This window comes from Fictibacillus sp. WQ 8-8 (genome assembly GCF_024494405.1).
Lineage (GTDB): Bacteria > Bacillota > Bacilli > Bacillales > Fictibacillaceae > Fictibacillus_C > Fictibacillus_C marinisediminis.
Map to the genome: position 1 here is coordinate 23047 of NZ_JAMXKG010000009.1, position 16506 is coordinate 39552.

Here is a 16506-nt window from a genome sequence, read left to right on the forward strand (position 1 = left end):
GAATTATACATATTGTTAAATATAGCACATCACAATAATCGGGAAGATCTCTACTATATTTTCAACACAAAACCAAATTCCCCTGTACAATCTTACGGAAAAATGGGTAATTTCAAGAAGGTGAGTAGGTTTGAAGAATTCGTTGTACCACCGAAAGATCTACATTATGGCCTGTGATAATGACAGCAATTGCTCCTTCCTGGTGCTCTATTTTCTTTCCTAATAATGCTGCAATTGCAGTACCTGCTGCTCCTTCCATGATCATTCGGTGATGATCCATCATATAGGCCATGCTGTAGGCAATCTCATCTTCAGAGATTAATAGAACCTGGTCCATATACCTTTTTACCATTTCAAAGGTATGGCGATTGTCCAGGCCAATTCCTCCGAGCAGGCTGTCAGCAAGCGTGTCCTTCTCAGGTAGTTTTACGGGTTTCCCTGCTCTAAGGCTTTCATACATCACTGCGGATTCTGCCATGGAAACCCCAGTCACCCTGATCCCCGGGTCGTTTGACTTAACCGCCATACCAATGCCGGATAGCAGCCCCCCACCCGAAAGCGGCACGATCACATCAGTTAAACATGGAATATCTTCAAGCAGTTCCAAACCAATGGTACCCTGTCCTGCGATTATGTGCGGATCATCGAATGGCTCGATCACGGTCAATCCCTGCTCTTTTTCTAATGTGAAACATCTTTCGCCAGCCTCATCCTGGCTTTCTCCACAAAATTCAATGACAGCACCCAGTCTCTTAAGAGAATCAACTTTTGCTTTTGGCACCCGGTTGGATATACAAACAGTGGCCTCAATGCCTAGTTTTTTCGCCACATAGGCTACTGCCATTCCATGATTTCCCGTAGAATACGTTGTAACTCCCCTCTTTTTTTCCTCTTCACTTAAACTAAAAATTTTGTTCGCTGCCCCCCGGACTTTAAATGCTCCTGTATCATGAACCGTCTCAAGTTTAAGATAAACTGGCCGTCCTGCTCTTTCAGATAGAATAAAAGATTCAACAGCAGGTGTTTTTTTTATCAGGGAACCGATCCTCTTTTTGGCTTCCCACACCTCCCGAATCGTCACTTCAGCTTTTATGTTTGTACTTATTATTTCATTCATGCTGGTCCCCTCCCTGAGTATCATTCCTACTTCGGATTATATAGTATGAATATTCTGTAATCTACTGTTAATAGTGAATAGTGATTGAATTGAGTTTTCGTACAAATTGACATCAAAAAGGCCGCCGGGTTACGCCGGCAGCCTTTAGCTTTAGCTTTTTGTTATTTACCTTCAAGAACAACAGCACTAAGTGCAGGAACCTTTATCTTTTTGCCCAGCAGGGTACCGAGTGATTTGTTTCCCGCTTTCTCACCATTGGCAAGCACCTTCCATGGTCCGACCGTTGGAAGAGAGATCGTTTGTACAGTTTCGTTGGCGTTGTACACGACAACTAGATCTTTTGCCTTGTCTTTGTTTGCGTGTCCTTTCAGATCATAAATGACTGTATTTTTCTGAGCTGGAAGGAACATTAAGTGATTTCGGATATCCTGTGCTGTTCTCATTCGGAATGCCGGATGGCTCTTGCGCAGCTTAATAAGGCCTTTCATATAATCTACTTCTTTGCTGAAGTCTGCTCGGCGCTGCCAATCAAGCTGGTTCACAGAATCAGGAGATCTGTAGCTATTATGGTCGCCGCCTTTCGTTCTCATGAACTCCTGGCCGGCATGCAGGAACGAAATGCCTTGTGACGTCAGGATAATAGAGGACGCAAGCTTGTGCATTTTCTTACGGGTATCAACTGAACTCTCCGGATTGGTCAGCTGCAATTTATCCCATAAGGTGTGGTTATCGTGAGCTTCTACGTATGAGATCACTTGCTGCGGATCCTTATAGGTCGCCGTCGTGCTTGGATAATCGATGCCTGCTTTTACACCTTCTTTAATGGCATCCTCTGTACCCGGTTTACCGTTCACAATTCCTTTATCTGTATCATTGAACACGCTGCCTTTTAGACCATCACGTATACCATCGTTGAAATGAGCGATTCCCGGCATTTTTCCGGCATTCTTTTGATTCGCTTTGGTTTCAGGATCAATCGGTGTGTTGAGATCCCAACCTTCGCCAAGCACTATAATAGAAGGATCAATTGTATTCAATGCTTTTCTGACCTGGTTCATCGTTTCAACGTCATGGATGCCCATCAAGTCGAATCGGAAACCATCCAGATTGTATTCTTTGGCCCAATAGCTCACAGAATCTACGATAAATTTGCGCATCATCTTACGCTCTGATGCCGTATCATTCCCCACACCTGTACCGTTCGCCAACGTCCCATCTTCGTTATAGCGGAAATAATAGCCCGGTACAAGCTTCTGGAAGTTAGACTCCTTTGCTGCGAACATATGGTTATATACCACGTCCATGATGACCCGAAGTTTGTTGTGATGCAGGGTGTTGACCATCTGTTTCATCTCTTTGATCCGGACTGCTGGCTTATAAGGATCAGTAGAATACGAGCCTTCTGGTGCATTATAGTTCTTAGGATCATAGCCCCAGTTGAATTGCGGTTTATTCAATTTTGTCTCATCAACCGTATTATAATCATAGATTGGAAGCAGCTGAACGTGTGTAACACCGAGATCTTTAATATGGTTCAGTCCTGTTTTTACTCCCGCTGGCCCGGTTGTTTTTTCTTCAGCTACTCCCAAGAACTTTCCTTTATGCTTGATGCCGCTTTTTGGATGCATGGATAAATCTCTGACATGAAGCTCGTAAATGATAGCATCTTCAGGAGTGAAGGCCTTCATTCTTTTGTGAAAATGCTTCGGATCGGTATTATCCAAATTGATAACAGCACCCTTATCGCCATTTACCGTTACTGCACGTGCGTAGGGGTCCACGGCTTCATTCCACTGGTCGCCAATCTTTACTTTGTACGTATAAATCAGACCCTCTTGATTGCCGTTAAGAGTTGTTTTCCAAGTGCCGCGCTCGGACTTCTTCAATGGCAGCTCGGTCCCCTTCTCTTCTTTCCATGATTTGTAGACCACGATCTTGGCTTCACTAGCAGTTGGTGCCCAAAGCCTGAAACTCGTTTCTTTTTTAGTATAGGTGTTTCCTAAATCCTTACCGTTATAGAAAAACTGCTTATCAAATTCCGGAGTACGGACCACCTTGCCTGTCTGGACGGCAGCTACTCCAAAATTCTCTTTAGAGATCTTGTAAACTTTTGTAAGATCCAGATTTTTCGAAGTGATGACTTTAACTTTGTTTGTAAAATCTCCTGCTTTGCTGTCATAAGGAACAACTTCTTTTATAGCTGCTCCGCCTGAAAGGGAAAGACCGTGATTTTTTATATCAAACGGGAAGTTGGTTTCAAACGTAATTTCATTGAACCCATCAAGGCTGGCTTTTACGATTTTCGGCGTACGGTCGACCAAGTCTTTGTCATAATAAATGCGCTCCTGCCCCTGTGCGATCCACACTTCTGCAGAACCGTCTTCGTGAAACTTTGTTACGTATCTATCATTAAATTCCTTATCAGCCCACTCATTTCCGGGCACGCTTTTTCTTACAATAAGCCCGATTTTATGAACGTCCTTCAAGTTATCCATCTTGATGTTGGCCACTTTGCCAAATTCATCTTCATCGGTAAATTGAACCGCTTTTCCTTCGCCGTTCTCCGGCCAGGTCCATAGGTTCCAGCCCTCATATTGATTGTCGTATCTGAAATAGTGAACCTTCACATTAATATCTTCATAAGCAGGAAGGTCTCGATACTCTCCATCTGGCGGCTCTGTGTAAGTATTGTCATCACCGGACTTCACCCAAACTTCGCCTTCGCCGGCAGAGATATCAATAAAACGGTCTCCGCCATCCTTTTCCCAGCTGTCCGTTCTTACGATGAAGCCAACTTTCTTGTATGTACCGTCAAGCTCGATCTCGGCTACCTTTCCGAACTTGTCCTCTCCTGTAAACGGATAGGCTTTTCCTTCTCCGCCTTCAGGAAAGACCCATAAATTCCAGTCCTTCGTGTTGCCTTCTGCAGGCTTGTAGTGAATCGTGACTTTTGTTTTTCCACCTGTAGACGTCGCTTCCGCAAACGATTGCACAGAATGGAAAGAAAAAAGACCTCCAATGACCAAAGTAAAAATCGAGAGTAATGCAATAAATCGCTTGAAAGATGCAAACTTCATTCCTTATCCTCCCTTTACAATTACAAAATGTGGATTCCAAACCTAACTTTACCATGATAAAGAAATAAATGAAAGCGGTTGCATAATAGATGGGTAAATAGTCTGATTGGCGAAAAAAAAACGAATTAGAGGGTTCTAATCCGTTTCCGCTTTTACTTTTTCCAGTAACTCGCTGTAATACCTGACTTGCTCAGGAAACAAAGACATCTCTTTCTTTCCTTTTTCACTGACCCCATACATTCCCCTGGCAATTTTCTCAAACCAGCCATAATAATTTTTGTTCAGGATCGAGAGGGTTTTCGCACCTGTCCCTAGCTCCCGAAGCGCTTTTGGGGACAACTGCCCAAGCTGATCAAGCAGAAAGGCGATCTGGATGCAGTTTTCTTTGTAGGCGGTCATGAGCTTCTTTTTGTTGCTGCCTCCAACATTATAATCTCCATTTCTTCCCTTAATTTCTTCCAGAAGCTTGGTTCGTTTCTTCTTATAGCGCTGCTGGCTTTTTAACCGGTCAAACGCTCCAGGAGAAAGAATGGTTTCCACTACAGGTCCGCTTTTTGGAAATGAAACGAGCAGCAAGCCAAGCTCCAGCCTTCTGATCAAATGAAGGGTGTCCTGCCACTTTTTTGATCTTAATTTGTATTTAGGCCTCGGAATAGCGATGTATACGAAATCCGTCAGCCTCTGTCTGTTTGTTGCCTGGACGAGGAGCTCAACATTCAGATTCAGCTTCAATTCGACAATGATCAATTCATCTTCCTTGACCACCACAATGTCACAGTGGTTGACCTCCCCATACACTTCAAAGCCTTTTTCCATAAAAAAATCCCTTACTGGTTCGTACAAGTCTGTTTCATATCGTTTGTCATTTTTGTTATTCATAAAAACCTCTGCCTGTTTTCGCAACCATTGTTGCTCTTGAGAGTGGTTGATTTCCGTTTCAGGATGCTCGCTTTCCGCGGGGCGTGCGCTGAACCCCTCGGCGCTAGCGCCTGCGGGTTTCACCTGTCACGCTCGTCCCGCTGGAGTCTCGCACCTTGCACACCAATCAACAATCATTGAAGACTTTTCACAAAAATGTTCCCAAGCACATTCTTTTAGAAAAGATACATTTTAATTCATTTTTAATTTAATTTTCAGGTGAATTTAATTGCTCTTAAGTATGGTTGATGATGTAATCATCCATTTCAATAAAAAAGGAGGAAATAGATTTGGAAAACATTGAAAACACTCAAACCTCTATCGGACGCCAAATGCTGAATAAAGTTCCGGAGGTCACCATTTTCTTTTGGGTCATTAAAATTATGGCCACAACGGTTGGTGAAACAGCAGCCGATTTTCTTACCTTCAAGCTGCACTGGGGACTGACCAATACAACCTATGTCATGAGCGTTCTCTTGATCATCACCTTGGTCTTTCAGTTTAAAGCTAGAAAATATATACCGAGTATTTATTGGCTGGCGGTCGTGCTCATCAGTGTAGTTGGAACATTGATCACCGACAATCTCACCGATCATTTCGGAGTGCCTCTGGTGACATCGACGATTGTTTTTTCCATCGTATTAGCCATTACCTTCGCTGCTTGGTATGCCAGTGAAAAGACCCTTTCAATCCACTCCATCTTTACAACGAAACGGGAAACCTTTTATTGGCTCGCTATTTTGTTTACCTTTGCACTTGGTACAGCAGCCGGAGACCTTGTCTCTGAAGATATGGGATTAGGCTACTGGAAATCCGGAATTATTTTCGCTGCTGTGATTGCTTTAGTAACCCTTGCTTTTTACAAGTTTAACATGAATGCCGTTCTTTCCTTCTGGATCGCCTATATTTTAACACGCCCACTTGGCGCTTCAATTGGCGATTTTCTTTCACAGTCCCACCATGCAGGAGGACTTGGTCTCGGAACGACTGGAACAAGTGTGATCTTCCTGGTTATTATTTTGGCTCTCGTTACTTATCTGACGAAGACACGAAGAGATGAGTCCCCGTTGGAAAGTTAACCTTTATGCTAGCATAAAAAGCGCTCCATTTTCAGGAGCGCTTTTTTGTATGCTTACATTTTTTTATTTATAATTCTTCAAAATCACCTTTCGTAAGCATTTCATAGTACTCTGTTTCTTCAATCTTTCCTTTTCCGTCACAGTATTCACATGCTATATCTGTATCAAATTCTCCCGTTCCCTCACATTCAGGACATGAGATATACTCATCCTCCTCTAATGAAGATGATCTAAATTGAAAGAGCGAAAGAAGTTTTTCTAAAATAGCCACAGTGTATCGCCTCTTTTTGGTTCAGTTCACCTGAACCTTGTGTCAACTGTAGCATGTAAAATCCTTTATTTTTGGTTTTTCATTTATTATTAATGTTCTCCTCAGCAAAATTTAATGTTATGCCTCTTGAGTCGTTTGGTAAAAAATCGGAATTCGTAATTCAACCTCTGTCCCTTTTCCTTCCCTGCTTTTTATATCAATATCGCCTCGATGAAGCTTCATAATGATTTTAGCAATGGATAACCCGAGGCCTGTTCCTCCCGTTTCCCTGGATCTTGCCATATCCACACGGTAAAATCGTTCAAAAATGTGGGTGACATCCTCTTCTGGTATACCGATTCCATAATCTTTTACATGAATAAAGGCTTGCCCTTCTTTTTGGCGGACCGTGACTTCTATTTTAGCTTTGCTGTATTTTATCGCATTATCGAGAACGATGATGATTACCTGTTTCATCTTTAATTCATCAGCTTCAACAAACACTGGCGGATTTTCCTGATGAAAGAGGATTTCCCGTTTATAAATACTTTTCAGCTGTTTGGCAAGGCTTTCGCAAACTTGAGTAAGATTTACTTTTTTAACATGTAATGAGGTTTCATTTTCAGATGAGGCCAGATCAAGCAGTGTCTCTGTCATTTTTTGCATCCTCATCGCTTCCTGATGAATGGCTTCTATCGCTTCTTTTGAGAGTTTTTCGTTTTTTAATCCTCTTCTTCTTAATAAGTTCGCATAGCTGCCAATAACCGTAATTGGCGTTTTCAACTCATGAGAGGCATCAGAAACAAATTGCTTCTGCCGTTCAATATTTTCTTGCAATCTGCTGATCATGTGATTAAATGTGTTGGCAAGGGTATAGAGTTCATCCTTCGATCGATTTTGGATAAATATCGTTTTAGGAACCCCGCTCTGTTCAATGTCCTCCATCGTTCTAATCATTCTGGAGATTGGCTTCATGATCACGTTGGAAAGCAACCTTCCTCCTACCAAAGAGAGCAGAATCGTAATGGCTGAACATGCCGCTAAGATTGATAATAGCTTGTCTTTCTTCACTTCAAGCCCTGTTACCCTCTGTGCAATCTCCATCGTATAGGAAACATTGTGATTCGTTGAGATGGGAACGCGGACAAACTGGAACTGTTCTTCACCGATCTGCCGGAGCTCGGATTCCTCTTTGGGTGAAAATTCCGCTTTTACCTTTGCCAAGTCTTGATCATCTGTAATTTGCTTGGTGACCACTGAATTCTTATCTACTAAACGGATAAAAGAATGATCCGACAGATAGACTTCCAACAAGTCCTTAGTCAGAACTCTTGAACCCTGATTTTCTGTTTTTTTAATAATCTCGTGAGCCTTCTGAATGAGGAACCGTTCTTCAATATTGCCGATGGTTTTCATAAATGTAAAAAAAACAAGAACATTCATGATGAGAAGGATAAAGACCAGCCAGGCTGTTGTTAAGATGTTGATCTTTGTGGTGATTTTCACTTTACTTCTCCTTCATGGTGTAACCGACACCACGAACGGTCTGAATTAATGGATCGGATGAATCATCTTCGAGTTTTTTCCTCAGGTGCCGGATATAAACATCGATCACATTGGTTTCTCCTTCAAATTCATAGCCCCAAACATTCGTTAATATACCTTCGCGTGTAACGATCTTATTTTTATGATGAAGAAGATAAACAAGCAAATCATATTCTTTTGGAGTAAGTGATATGCTTTCTCCACTTCTTGTCACTTCCCTTGATTCTGTGTTCACACTTAAATCCTTAATCGAAAGCTTCGGCTGCTGGTTTCGGTCCGCTTGCCAGCTGATGATGGAAGAGTGATAGCGGATGGAGGACCGCACCCGCGCCAGCAGCTCTTCAATCTCGAACGGCTTCGTGACATAATCGTTCGCTCCCAGATCCAGGCCCATCACTTTATCCAGGGTTGTATTTCGGGCAGTTAATAAAATTACCGGTGTATGGCTGCCTGCTTTTCGCAGCCTTCTTAACACTTCTATTCCGCTCAGTTTCGGAAGCATGACATCCAAAAGGATCAAATTATAATTTTCTCCTAGTGCGTTCTCCAGTCCTGACAAGCCATCATGCTCGATGTGGACTTCATAATCCTCATATTCCAGTTCTATTTTAAGGACTTTAGCAATCTGCACTTCATCTTCCACGACTAGAATCCGTTGTTTCACTCCATCTCACCTCTTTAATGCTGTACTATTATTTTTCAACTTTATCATGAGACACGTTTCAAACTTCTTATTTTAATTGAATTTTAATGTGGTCTTCAGTGTTTTTTCAGTTTACAGAACTATACTTAATTTTTGATACAGAATCATCCACACCTGAGATTCTATGTATGTAAGGAGAGAAATGTATGAATGATATTATCTTTCAATGGATCAACAGCTTGGCAAATCAATCGGTCTTTTTGGATAAAAGTATGATTTTGCTGACCAACAGTGTGCCCTATTTAGCCGTAGCCATGATCTTGCTGCTATGGTTTATTCCAGGAACGTCACACCATATAGAAAATAAACGTACCGCGATATATGCTGGATGTACAACTGCCTTCGCGCTATTGCTGAATCTCATCTTACACCTTGTTTACTATCATCCACGCCCGTTTGCCGTACACCATGTACACAAACTGATTCCACACTCCATGGATTCTTCTTTTGTAAGTGATCATGCCATAGTAGTATTCTCTATCGCATGGATTTTATGGATGAGGGGCAGCCGTTGGCGTGTGCCTGTCCTCTGCTGGGCGGTGGTGATTGGAATTTCACGAATTTTTGTTGGTGTTCATTACCCGGCTGATATTGCAGGCAGTGCAGTAATTGCTTATGCATGTGGATATTTGGTTGTGCGGTTTTCAGCTAAGCTGGAATTTTTCGTACAGTTTATCTTGAACGTGTACCGCAGAGTAAATTTCTTTGAAACAGATGAACTTGAAATAAAAGAAAAACTATAACCTATTGTGGAAGTGATCACACATGGAACAGCACATCAGTTATCTTCTTGCACATTTTGGTTATTTCGGGATTATTATGGCTTTGATTGGAGGAATTGTAGGGCTTCCTGTACCTGACGAGCTGTTCCTCACTTTTATTGGATATCATATCTTTAAAGGTGAGATGGCCTACATTCCAGCTTTACTCAGTGCATGGGCTGGATCGGCTGCAGGAATATCCATCAGCTATCTTTTAGGCGTTAAATTAGGTTTACCGTTTTTAAAGAAATTCGGCCCGAAACTTCATCTTACTGAGGATAAAATCGATACAGCAAAAAAACTTTATGATAAATACGGTCCCTTCCTATTGTTTATTGGTTACTTTATACCGGGTTTAAGACATTTGACCGCTTATCTTGCGGGCATAAATGGTTACTCGTTCCGAAAATTCTCCTTTTTCGCTTATACAGGCGCCCTGATCTGGACCATTACGTTCCTGACCTTTGGATACCTTCTCGGAAACCAATGGAAATCCATAGAGATGTATATGTCAAAATTCAGTGTAATCCTTGTGATGCTGATGGCATTCATCTTGCTTGCTGTTTTTGTGATTAAAAAAAGAAAAACGATTTAAGTTCGAAGCCTCAGCCCTTTAAATATCAGGGTTGGGGCTTTTGTCTTATAAATCCTTCTCACCATATCTTCACCTAAACATATTCTGTATTACCACCACCATGGGCATAAGCCCGTTTGAGGAATATGAAACGATGAAGGGAGAGAAAAAAATGGGCGTTGAACTTACAGCGCTTCATTGGATTTATGTCGTGTTCATCTTTTTGATTATCGGCTTTATGGTATTAAGACGGGATACGACCCTGGTCTGTATCATCGGGATCTTCTTAATTGCCATAACGGCTACAGGCTCGTTAAGTGCTTCCGTCAGCAGCATCTTCAACAGCTTTGCTTATGCAATCACTGAGCTGCTCTCTACTATCCTGGTCATCTCGATTATCGTGGCGATGAGCAAAACGCTGACGGCTACAGGGATTAATGATGTCATGATCTCCCCGTTTTCAAAGCTGATACGGACTCCCGCTCTTGCCTACTGGACGATTGGAATTCTCATGATGATCATCTCCTGGTTTTTCTGGCCTTCTCCTGCTGTTGCCTTGATGGGAGCCGTCCTGCTTCCTGTCGCAATACGTGCCGGGCTCCCCGCTCTCGGTGTGGCGATGGCGATGAACCTCTTCGGACATGGAATTGCATTGTCTGGTGATTATGTCATCCAGGCCGCTCCCAAACTGACAGCAGATGCTGCCGGACTCCCGGTCAGCCAAGTCATTCATGCCAGCATTCCTCTTGTGGCGGTTATGGGAGTTGTGACGACATTAGCTGCTTTCTACTTTTTAAAACGCGACTTAAAATCCGGAAAATTAACGGCAGCTACTGGACTTTCAACCGCAGCCGAGCCAAAAGAACTGCCTCAGAGCCAAATAAACCTTCTTTCTGAGTGCCAAAAACGCTTGTTTGCTTTGCTGATTCCTCTGTTGTTTGCTCTTGATGTTGCCGCCATGTACATCCTTAAACTTCAAGGCGGCGATGCGACCGCACTGATCGGTGGAACTTCCGTGTTCATTCTTCTGCTCATCACCATGGCGAGCCACAAAAATGAAGGGCTTGAAAAAACAACAAGCTACCTGATTGAAGGCTTTCAGTTCGGTTTTAAAGTATTTGGCCCGGTCATTCCGATCGCTGCCTTCTTTTACCTGGGAGATGCCGGTTTTATAAAAATCATCGGTGATTTTCTGCCAAAACACTCTCACGGCATTGTCAACGACTTAGGCGTCTCTCTTGCTTCTGTTGTGCCATTAAGCAAGGAGGTTGGTGCCGTTACACTAACCGTAGTGGGTGCTATCACCGGTCTCGACGGGTCTGGTTTTTCTGGTATATCGCTTGCTGGTTCAATTGCCGCTTTGTTTGCTCACTCCATTGGAGCAGGAGCAGCTGTGCTTACTGCTTTAGGGCAGATTGCAGCCATTTGGGTAGGGGGCGGCACCTTGATTCCGTGGGCGCTGATTCCCGCTGCTGCTATTTGCGGAGTTGATCCTTTTGAACTGGCTAGGAGAAATCTTTTGCCGGTTGTCATCGGTCTCGTAGTAACGACCATCGTCGCTATGTTTATCATCTGATCCGTATGGAGAAACTCACACATGGAAATGTGTGAGTTTTTCTTTTTTTCTGACTAACACCCTTTGATTTCCCTTTTTGTCTTATATCCGTTATAATGCGCACCAAGGATGTTTTGAAAGGAGTGGAATGATGAAAAAAATCATTTCGGTACTAATGGTGTGTTTACTTGCCGTAGCATTAACGGCTTGTGGATCAAATGATAAAGAGAAAAAGGCTTCGGACAACAACGATAAAGCGAAAACGTCCCAAGCTCAGAAAAAGCAAGAAAAACAAATGAAAGAAATGCAGAAAAAACTTGAAGCTCAAAAAGTAGGAAATAAAAAAGTTGTTGCGACAGTAAACAATGAGAAAATCAAGGGCAAAGACTACAACCAGGCTCTTTCCTCCTCCCAAATGCAGATGCAGCAGATGGGACAAGACCCTTCTTCTAAAGAAGCGGCAAAACAGATAAAGAAACAAACGATTGAAAGCTTGATCGGACAGTCGCTGATCATGCAGGATGCCAAGAAAAAAGGCTATAAAGCATCCTCAGCTGAAGTAAATGCTCAGCTTGAAAAAACAAAAAAACAATATAAAGGCGAGAAAAATTTTACCGCCGCTCTCAAACAGGCTAACCTTTCTGAATCTCAGTTAAAAGCTCAGATCGCGGAGGGAATTACTTCTCAAAAGTATATTGATAAAGAAGTACCTGCCGATACAGTAACTGATAAAGAAATTCAGGATTACTACAACCAGTATGCCAAGCAGGGAACAGGCAAAGGCCAAAAGCCTCCAAAACTGGAAGAAGTAAAACCGCAGATTAAGCAGCAGCTCGAACAGCAAAAGAAACAGGAAAAACTGATGAGCCACGTAAAATCTCTTAAGAAAAACGCAAAAATTGATATTAAAATCTAATATGGTTTGAGAAGGGGTGACTTGAATTGAGTCACTCCTTTTTTTGTGGGATGCTTCGGTTGAAACCGGTCAAATCCTGTCGTGTTTAACCTGTTCGATAATAAAATTGGGATTTCGATAATAAATCCGTTCCTTTCAATAATAAATTTGCATTTTCGATCATATATTTCTAAATTCGATAATAAAATTTCCCAAAGCATAAACGGCCCTCAAAAGAACTTCTATAGTGAACAAAACAAGGTGTGTTGAAATAAGATAACGAACAAAACAACATTAATATATTAAGCGAACTGCAATTTAGCTGTATTTACACCTTTGCACAGCATCTACTTTCTCCAAAAAGCCTCTCTAACTAAATTTTTTTATATTTAAAAACAACTTATCCGCCCACCCTACATATAGTTTAAAAGACAAGCTAATGGAGGTGGAATGTTTGAAAGTGCTGTATGTTCCAAGGAAATGGATACTTGCCTTTATTTTATGTATTGGTATCGGGCTCGGCACATGGTACGTTGTAAAGCCGGAAGCGGTCCAGACAGCTGGTTCTCCAGCGGCATCAAAAAGAATTGTGATCAACATGGTCACTGGGGAATTTAAGTCCAAGCTTGATAATGGCAAGGAAATCGAAGCTTACCGCTGGGACCCCGGAACCATCCATATCCCTCACAATCAGCCTGTAACTTTAAGCATCTATGGAGTGAATGGCAAAGAACATCCGTTTTATATTGAGGGAACGAATGTTAAAGGAAATGTCGTTAAAGGGAAAGAAACGGTTCTGCACCTGCGTTTTAAAAAAGAAGGCATTTACCGTCTGATCTGCAAGACACATGCCGATATCTCCCACAACGGTCCCATGATCGCCTATCTTGTTGTCGATTAGCAAACATAAAAAAGCATTCTGAAATCATATTCAGAATGCTTTTTTATTTAGGATAGCTTGTTGATTGTGGATGATAGTCACGGCAACACTAATAGGAGGTCAAAGAATTTTATTTATACAGAGATATTCCTTATTCTCCTCTTTAAAATTTGTTTCCCTCTCTGGCGAGCAGTAAGAATTAATGGGCGGCGCTTTTGGCCCTGCACTAATCAGCCGATTAATTGAATTTCATATAGTCGGGTGGAGTAAAAAGGAATTGCTATAATTCCCTGCTAAAAGTAAATGAAGTGTGGAAAATTTCAGGGATCATTATGACTGCTAAGTGGGGCTCAGGAAATCAAAATCTTCTTGCTGATCATTGATCCATATTATTAAAAAAATGAAATAATAAAAAGCCTTGCGAACATCATTAGTATGTTTATGTAAGGCTTTTTACTATTTTCGAATAGAATACATAATAAAAAGCATATCAACAGCAATGTCTCCTAAGCATGGAATTGTTTAGAATGATTTTCACTGGCTCCAATATAAAGAGAAATTTTGATGTCTTTGATACAGAAATGTCGGCAATGCAAATACTATGTCAACCTAATGATATTGCAAAGGTAGTAGCATTCTCATCCAGCGATGATTCGGAATGAATTAGCGGACAGACTTGATAGACTAACTCATTTATAACGTAACTTTGAAATTTATATTTCTTTAAAACCATTCATTTATTTGCAAAATATGTTTTTAAATCCTTTTCCTGCACTATAATTTAAGGGTGAGTGTCTTGAGTTGAAGGGGGAATGGATGTGGGCGGTCGTAAGGGCATGAATTACAAGGCGTTGCTCTCTTATCTGGTTGTAGCTCTATTTATTGGTTATATCGTTATTCAGTACATTGTGTACGGGCCTAAACAGTCGGGAATCGTATCAGGAAAACTTGAGGATCCTGGATTTCCCTACAGCCAGTGGCAGGTTTTTTTCTTTATCCATATAGCAACCGGCGCTATCGCTTTAGCAGCTGGACCTTTTCAATTTTTAAAAGCGAGCCGAAAGAAGATTTCCATCCACAGAATCATTGGAAGAATTTATGTGTCTTCCATTTTTCTCAGTGTCCCTGCCGGTATTTACCTTGCGTTTTATGCCACCGGCGGAATGGGATCAACGATTGGTTTCTTATGCCTTGATGCCGCCTGGTTCATTACTGCCTTTGTAGGGTTGAAAAGGATTAGGGAACGGAAAATCAACAGCCACCAGGAATGGATGATTCGCAGCTATGCAGTTACCCTCGTTTTTATCACGTTCCGGATTTTTCTGCCCCTACTTACATTCGTTGCAGGTACAAGTTTTGCTCTTGGGTTTCCGCTTGCTGTCTTTTTGTCGATGATTTTGAATCTAGGACTGGCGGAGTGGTATTTGCACAGAAAAAGATCTTCAAAAGTGAGCCCCAGATTGTCTGTGTAATATAAAAAGGAGAAAAAATAAGACTACATTTTTTCTCCTCTCTCATCTATAAAGACTCTTTGTATAACTGATTAAGTTTTTCATAATAATGATTGGCGTTTTTATAAGAAAACTTGTTGGAATAGTAGATAGCCAGTTCCTCATACATTTCAATCAGAAGCAAACGGTCTTGCTTTTTTTCTAAAAATGGAATGGCCTTCTCTTCAATAAACTTACGATATTCCTCGGTTTGCTCCAGTTTAAGAAGTTTGAACTCCAGTATCTTTAACCGGATATAGCCAGCAGTAATATTTTCTTCACCTGTAATTTTTATTCCTTTTCTGATCCATTGCTTCGCTTCCTTCACATCATCTTTCATATAATAATTATGGGCAATTAAGCCAATGGTTATTGCCGTGTTGATCCCCTTTTTCTTTCGCAGGCTTTCCTTTAAAACGGATAGGGCTTCGTCATACTGTTCTGCTTGAAAATAGGAATGGCCCATGTTGTGAAGAATGTTTGGCAGCATGATTTTTAATGCCGGGTTAAAAGTAGCTGCATTCAATGCGACAAGATAATGAGATTTCGCCGACTCAAAGTCCTTTAATCGGCTATATGTAACGCCAAGTATAATATGACAATCAATGCTTTTGGCATAATTGGCTTCTGCGTTGAATGCCTCCAGCGCTGTTTTCGCATAAAAATGAGATTGAGAAAAATATCCTAACCGGCCGGTAATATTCGCTAATTGATAGATTAAATCAGGATCTTGAATGCTAAGCTTACTTGATAAAAAATAAGCCTTTTTATAGAAATATAAAGCAGATTTATGATTATCCAGCAAATATTCATAATGAGCTGTAAACTGAAAAATATAAAACTCCATTTCAGTGGTATACGTCTTTTTCACTTCAGTCAGCTTATCAAGCAGTTCCTTTGCCTTCTCCAGGTCATTTTTATAAATGAAATATCGTACTGAAAAAATTTGAAACAGGTTAACAAGACCTAAGTCATCCACATGGGTCATCTGGGTTTGCAGTTCCTCAAATTTCCGGTGAACATCTTCTTCGTTCCTGTACTTAATATCCTGATACCATTCATAAATTTCTTTCTTTAAATTATTGATGAACTCCTCGCTAATATGAGAAGTTTCGATGTCTAACCGTTCGCATAATAACTGTAGAATTTCAGGGCTTGCTGTAATGCTGTTGTTTTCAATTTTGCTTAAGTATGAAACCGAACAGATTCCTTCACAGGCAGCTTTTTGGGTTAAGCCTTTTTTAATTCTGTAAAAGTAAATTTTTTTACCGTCAATCACGTGCTGCCTCCCCCTCATATCATTAAAGACAGAAAATATTTCTCTGCTAAAGATTTTACCATAAGTTTCCCTATCTACATATATGCAGGAGAGTGTTTGGTAAAGAAGGATGTGCAGTGTAAGAGAGTGAAATAGGATAAGAGAGACAATTAATTGGATAAGGAAGTATTTTAAACAGGGCCAAATCGCTAGATTCTGTCCGTGGAATGAATAGAAAGCAGCTTATGATAACAGTTTAATAGTTCATTCAGTTCATTTCCTCGGCAGATGGTCTCCTCACTATGAAACCCTTTCTCCATTGCTGAAAGCACCATTTCTGTTCGCTTATTCTCAATTAACTCTAGTAATTCCCTGTTTAACGCTGGACTCATGCCATTCACTCC

The 16506-nt window shown here is 41.2% G+C and carries 15 protein-coding genes; 7 read left to right on the forward strand and 8 right to left on the reverse strand.

Features of this window, described 5'->3' with window-relative positions; genetic code table 11:
* Positions 1–112: 112 nt before the first annotated feature.
* The 3 genes from eutB to M1K46_RS18530 form a co-directional block, all read right to left on the reverse strand.
* On the reverse strand, positions 113–1117 hold the full coding sequence (gene eutB, locus M1K46_RS18520; protein WP_256227196.1) for a hydroxyectoine utilization dehydratase EutB: 1005 nt from the start codon (positions 1115–1117) through the stop codon (positions 113–115).
* Between the two features lie 161 nt (positions 1118–1278).
* The gene (pulA, locus tag M1K46_RS18525; protein WP_256227197.1) at positions 1279–4194 is read right to left on the reverse strand and encodes a type I pullulanase; all 2916 of its coding nucleotides are present in this window, start codon (positions 4192–4194) and stop codon (positions 1279–1281) included.
* A 135-nt stretch (positions 4195–4329) separates the two neighbouring features.
* Positions 4330–5073 carry a DUF2161 domain-containing phosphodiesterase gene (locus tag M1K46_RS18530; protein ID WP_256227198.1) on the reverse strand — a complete coding sequence of 248 codons (744 nt, stop codon included), beginning with the start codon at positions 5071–5073 and terminating at the stop codon, positions 4330–4332.
* A gap of 371 nt (positions 5074–5444) precedes the next feature.
* On the opposite strand from M1K46_RS18530, the gene M1K46_RS18535 reads away from it, so the two are divergent.
* A complete protein-coding gene (locus tag M1K46_RS18535) occupies positions 5445–6191 on the forward strand; it encodes a COG4705 family protein (RefSeq protein WP_256227301.1) in 747 nt (248 codons plus the stop codon).
* 67 nt (positions 6192–6258) lie between these two features.
* Here the strand turns inward: M1K46_RS18535 and M1K46_RS18540 are convergent, their stop codons facing one another.
* From M1K46_RS18540 to M1K46_RS18550, 3 genes are all read right to left on the reverse strand, one after another.
* Complete coding sequence (locus M1K46_RS18540; protein ID WP_053355198.1) at positions 6259–6462, reverse strand: hypothetical protein; 204 nt, start codon at positions 6460–6462, stop codon at positions 6259–6261.
* Positions 6463–6579: 117 nt separating this feature from the next.
* On the reverse strand, positions 6580–7947 hold the full coding sequence (locus M1K46_RS18545; protein WP_256227199.1) for a sensor histidine kinase: 1368 nt from the start codon (positions 7945–7947) through the stop codon (positions 6580–6582).
* Between the two features lies 1 nt (position 7948).
* On the reverse strand, positions 7949–8650 hold the full coding sequence (locus M1K46_RS18550) for a response regulator transcription factor (protein ID WP_062235693.1): 702 nt from the start codon (positions 8648–8650) through the stop codon (positions 7949–7951).
* 185 nt (positions 8651–8835) lie between these two features.
* Between M1K46_RS18550 and M1K46_RS18555 the strand changes: the two genes are divergently transcribed.
* The 6 genes from M1K46_RS18555 (at position 8836) to M1K46_RS18580 (ending at position 14826) form a co-directional block, all read left to right on the forward strand.
* Positions 8836–9432 carry an undecaprenyl-diphosphatase gene (locus tag M1K46_RS18555; RefSeq protein ID WP_256227200.1) on the forward strand — a complete coding sequence of 199 codons (597 nt, stop codon included), beginning with the start codon at positions 8836–8838 and terminating at the stop codon, positions 9430–9432.
* 22 nt (positions 9433–9454) lie between these two features.
* Positions 9455–10045, forward strand: coding sequence for a DedA family protein (locus tag M1K46_RS18560; RefSeq protein ID WP_256227201.1), 591 nt, complete (start codon positions 9455–9457; stop codon positions 10043–10045).
* 151 nt (positions 10046–10196) lie between these two features.
* On the forward strand, positions 10197–11600 hold the full coding sequence (locus tag M1K46_RS18565; protein ID WP_256227202.1) for a hypothetical protein: 1404 nt from the start codon (positions 10197–10199) through the stop codon (positions 11598–11600).
* A 130-nt stretch (positions 11601–11730) separates the two neighbouring features.
* Positions 11731–12495, forward strand: a complete 765-nt coding sequence (locus M1K46_RS18570; RefSeq protein WP_062235746.1) for a SurA N-terminal domain-containing protein — start codon at positions 11731–11733, stop codon at positions 12493–12495.
* A 439-nt stretch (positions 12496–12934) separates the two neighbouring features.
* Entirely contained in the window at positions 12935–13375 is a 441-nt protein-coding gene (locus M1K46_RS18575; protein WP_369795830.1) for a cupredoxin domain-containing protein, read from the forward strand.
* 797 nt (positions 13376–14172) lie between these two features.
* Positions 14173–14826 (forward strand): DUF2306 domain-containing protein, encoded by a 654-nt coding sequence (locus M1K46_RS18580; RefSeq protein WP_256227203.1) that lies wholly within the window; start codon positions 14173–14175, stop codon positions 14824–14826.
* 46 nt (positions 14827–14872) lie between these two features.
* Here the strand turns inward: M1K46_RS18580 and M1K46_RS18585 are convergent, their stop codons facing one another.
* Positions 14873–16123, reverse strand: coding sequence for a helix-turn-helix domain-containing protein (locus M1K46_RS18585; RefSeq protein WP_256227204.1), 1251 nt, complete (start codon positions 16121–16123; stop codon positions 14873–14875).
* A 188-nt stretch (positions 16124–16311) separates the two neighbouring features.
* Positions 16312–16494 carry an aspartyl-phosphate phosphatase Spo0E family protein gene (locus M1K46_RS18590; protein WP_256227205.1) on the reverse strand — a complete coding sequence of 61 codons (183 nt, stop codon included), beginning with the start codon at positions 16492–16494 and terminating at the stop codon, positions 16312–16314.
* Positions 16495–16506: the final 12 nt, after the last annotated feature.

Bases quoted from the DNA above. Each gene is read 5' to 3' on its own strand.
- eutB (WP_256227196.1), bottom strand. From the start codon at position 1,117: ATGAATGAAATAATAAGTACAAACATAAAAGCTGAAGTGACGATTCGG.
- pulA (WP_256227197.1), bottom strand. From the start codon at position 4,194: ATGAAGTTTGCATCTTTCAAGCGATTTATTGCATTACTCTCGATTTTT.
- M1K46_RS18530 (WP_256227198.1), bottom strand. From the start codon at position 5,073: ATGAATAACAAAAATGACAAACGATATGAAACAGACTTGTACGAACCA.
- M1K46_RS18535 (WP_256227301.1), top strand. From the start codon at position 5,445: ATGCTGAATAAAGTTCCGGAGGTCACCATTTTCTTTTGGGTCATTAAA.
- M1K46_RS18555 (WP_256227200.1), top strand. From the start codon at position 8,836: ATGAATGATATTATCTTTCAATGGATCAACAGCTTGGCAAATCAATCG.
- M1K46_RS18560 (WP_256227201.1), top strand. From the start codon at position 9,455: ATGGAACAGCACATCAGTTATCTTCTTGCACATTTTGGTTATTTCGGG.
- M1K46_RS18565 (WP_256227202.1), top strand. From the start codon at position 10,197: ATGGGCGTTGAACTTACAGCGCTTCATTGGATTTATGTCGTGTTCATC.
- M1K46_RS18570 (WP_062235746.1), top strand. From the start codon at position 11,731: ATGAAAAAAATCATTTCGGTACTAATGGTGTGTTTACTTGCCGTAGCA.
- M1K46_RS18590 (WP_256227205.1), bottom strand. From the start codon at position 16,494: ATGAGTCCAGCGTTAAACAGGGAATTACTAGAGTTAATTGAGAATAAG.